Annotated in this window: 5 protein-coding genes; 1 reads left to right on the plus strand and 4 read right to left on the minus strand. The window is 42.1% G+C overall.

Features of this window, described 5'->3' with window-relative positions; translation table 11 throughout:
• The 4 genes from AC29Z1_RS15135 to AC29Z1_RS15150 form a co-directional block, all read right to left on the minus strand.
• Positions 1-749 (minus strand): DUF711 family protein (locus AC29Z1_RS15135; protein ID WP_488272290.1); only part of this gene is annotated, 749 nt, incomplete at its 3' end.
• Between the two features lie 23 nt (positions 750-772).
• Positions 773-1,042, minus strand: a complete 270-nt coding sequence (locus AC29Z1_RS15140) for an ACT domain-containing protein (RefSeq protein WP_488272291.1) — start codon at positions 1,040-1,042, stop codon at positions 773-775.
• A gap of 143 nt (positions 1,043-1,185) precedes the next feature.
• Positions 1,186-2,109, minus strand: coding sequence for an NAD(P)/FAD-dependent oxidoreductase (locus tag AC29Z1_RS15145; RefSeq protein ID WP_488272292.1), 924 nt, complete (start codon positions 2,107-2,109; stop codon positions 1,186-1,188).
• Positions 2,110-2,149: 40 nt separating this feature from the next.
• Entirely contained in the window at positions 2,150-2,902 is a 753-nt protein-coding gene (locus AC29Z1_RS15150) for a flavin reductase (RefSeq protein ID WP_488272293.1), read from the minus strand.
• 257 nt (positions 2,903-3,159) lie between these two features.
• Between AC29Z1_RS15150 and AC29Z1_RS15155 the strand changes: the two genes are divergently transcribed.
• A complete protein-coding gene (locus AC29Z1_RS15155) occupies positions 3,160-3,369 on the plus strand; it encodes a DUF896 domain-containing protein (protein WP_488272294.1) in 210 nt (69 codons plus the stop codon).
• The last annotated feature ends 186 nt before the right edge of the window (positions 3,370-3,555 follow it).

Consider the following 3,555-nt stretch of genomic DNA (forward strand, 5'->3'; position numbering starts at 1 on the left):
ATTTTAAAGGCAGTACGTTTAATGGTTTCGGCCACAGTACTAAAATCGCACCCGCGTACATCTTCCAGCGCCCGTTTAACAACCCCAGGCCCTGATACCCCTACATTGATAGTGGTTTCAGGCTCACCCACACCATGAAAAGCACCTGCCATAAACGGGTTGTCCTCTGGCACATTAGCAAATACTACCAGTTTGGCACAGCCTAAAGCATCCCGGTCTTTGGTGAGTTCAGCCGTACGCTTAATAATTTCACCCATTTCGCGGACACAGTCCATGTTAATTCCAGCTTTTGTTGACCCTACATTTACTGAGGAACATACCCGCTCGGTTATCGCCAATGCATCGGGAATAGAACGTATCAATATGTGATCGCCATGGGTGTAACCTTTTTCTACAAGTGCGGAAAAACCGCCAATAAAGTTTACCCCCACTTCTTTAGCGGCTGCATCTAATGCCTGGGCCACCTCCACATAGCTGTCAGCCCGGCAGCTTTCGGCAACAATAGCAATAGGAGTTACCGAAATGCGTTTATTAATAATCGGTATGCCATATTCAGCCTCAATATCTTCACCTGTCTGCACCAGCTTCTCAGCCGTACGGGTCACTTTGTCATATATATTGCGACAAAGAACCTTAATATCCGGATGCCCGCAGTCCCGCAGACTGATACCCATTGTAATGGTTCGGATATCCAGCTTATTTTCTTCTATCATACGGTTGGTTTCATTAACATCCTGCATTGTAAACATCTATAATACCTCCAAGCTTACGACTACACGCGGTGCATAATGTTAAAGATATCCTCGTGCTGTGCTTTAATATCAAGCCCCATAGCAGTACCTTTTTCATTTAACAGTTGACCTAATTCTTTTAAACTAATGCTAGCTTGGCTCATATCAACAAGCATAACCATATTGAAAAATCCATCAAGTATGTTTTGGTTGATATTAAGGATATTAATATTGTTTTCCGCCAAAATATTGCTAACCATAGCAATAATGCCTACTCTGTCCTTTCCAACAATTGTTATAACAATTTTCACATTCTCACACTCCAATAAAAGTCGTATTCTAGTAAAGGGTATGAATAATATTATACTCATTTTTCCATAAAAGCCAAGTAAATCTATAAAAAAGAAATAACACCTGCCACAAAGGCAAGTGTCGGCTTGCGCCCTTTATTTATCTACTGAGATTTTAAGCGGTTATGCAGCAGGTATTCATAAGCTACCAGCGCTGCTTTAGCACCATCGCCAGCAGCAATGACAATTTGCTTGTCAGGACCGTTAGTAACATCACCGGCAGCAAACAAGCCCGGTATTTGGGTACGAGTCCGGCAGTCAGTTTTTATTTCGCGGTACTGGTTAAAGTCCAGTAAACCCTCACAAAATTCGGTATTTGGCTCTAAGCCGATTTCGACAAAAATCCCCTGCACAGCAAGCTCGATTTCTTCTTTGGTTTCATTATTGACGATAACTAGCTTTTCTACCGTTTGCGAACCTTTAATGGCTGTTGTTGTATAACCCATATACTCGATAACCGGACGCTTAAGTTCTTTAAGTTTTTCAATAACAATCAGGTCTGCATTATAACCAAAAAGTGATATAAGATATACCTTTTCGGCAATCGGGCTAACTTCAATGGCTGCCTGCAATGCCGAATTGCCGCCGCCGATAACCGCTACCGTTTTACCTTCATACAGCGGTCCATCACAAGTAGCGCAATAACTGACACCCCGCCCGGTAAATTCAGCTTCACCCGGTACATTCAGACGGCGTGGCCGCTTGCCAGAAGCAACAATGACGGTTAAAGCCTGATATTCTCCTCCATCACTGGTTACCTTAAAAGTTCCATCTTCATTAACGGCAAGCTTGGTAACTTCTTCATATTTTATTTCAATCGGAAATTTTCGTACTTGCTCATCAAACTTTTCCATAAGCTCTGGTCCGGTTACAAACTGATATCCCATATAATTTTCAATATCCATGGTCCACATCGGCTGTCCGCCGAACTCTTTGGTAATGATTAAGGCATTCATCCGCTTGCGTGCCGCATATACGGCAGCCGTCATTCCTGCTGGCCCGCCACCAATAATAATTAGCTCATACAATATTCTCACCCTCATTTTACATTCTTACTTACGCCTTCTATCATCCTTTTTGGCTCTTATAAAGACTATATGTCAGTGCTTCCTCGTTTGCTACCAGTCTACCGGCAGTCACATCTGCAACAAACAGGGTGTGGGTTCCTACATCAATTGTTTGCAACACTTTGGCTTCAATATAGGCAATACAATTTGTGAGAATAGGACAGCCATTCTGTCCTACGAGGTATTCAATATCAGCAAATTTATCGGTATTCCGACCTGATTGATAGCCAAACCGCCTAACCGCATCGATTTGCCCGGTTCCTAACATAGACACAGCAAACACGCCGCTGTCCAAGACATACTGATGAGTCAGATTGCGTTTGTTAAGACAAATAGAAACCCGTAGCGGCTTGCTGGTTAACTGAAACACGGTATTGCAGCATTGCCCATTAATAGTATTATCCTTAACCGAGGTAACGATATACAGGCCGTAACTGATTTTATCCATTGCCGAATTAGCGGTATCTATTCCGGCTTCAGCTATCGCTTCCCTGGTAAGTGAAACCATCTCATCCAGCAGTAAAACAAATAACTCAGGACCAACTCCACATACCGGGCATCTATCAGGCGGGTTATCACCGATATGAATGTAATCACATACTGTGCATTTCCAACGCTTTTTTGCTTGCTTATTTTCGGTTTGCTCGCTCACAACCACAAATTCTTCTGGTCCGACCCCGCAAACCGGACATTCTGCCGGTGGTTTTTCGCCTTCGTGTATGTAACCACATACATTACAACGCCACTTACTCATACCTATCTCTCACCCTTTCTGTAAATTATCCATCAAAGGAGATATTGTGAGGAAAGCTGCAGCCAAACAACAATACAATAAATACCACTACTACGCTGGCTAAAACATAATGGTTTGGATTTAACTTATAACAATTTTCCTTTAATTTCTATTTTTATTCTAACTTGCACAATTGTCAATAATTTGTTAGTATTTTTAACATATAGCAACGATTCATCCTGCTATCTAAATATCATAGCGAAAGTGAGGAATCACTTATGATAACAGCAGAAACCATTGCCAGAATCAATGAACTGGCCAGAAAAAGCCGTGAAGTCGGACTTACTGATAGTGAACGTGCTGAGCAAGCTGATCTGCGCCGCCGGTATATTGACCATATTAAGAGTCAAGTTAAAGTCCAGCTTGATTCTATCAAATTTGTTGATCATGATGATCAATGTACGTGTGGTTGCCATAACAAGCATTAAAAGAAAATCGAGTAGGAGGCTACCCATTAGTTGAGTAGCCGACCTCTCACACCACCGTACGTACCGTTCGGTATACGGCGGTTCAATAGTTTGAGTGCATTACCTCGTATCTTTTGGCTATATCGTCATAACCAATGGATGCGAGGTATTCGTTTGTTAATGACCTGTGATGTTAGACTAAATAAT

The sequence above is a fragment of the Sporomusa sp. genome (genome assembly GCF_057736855.1).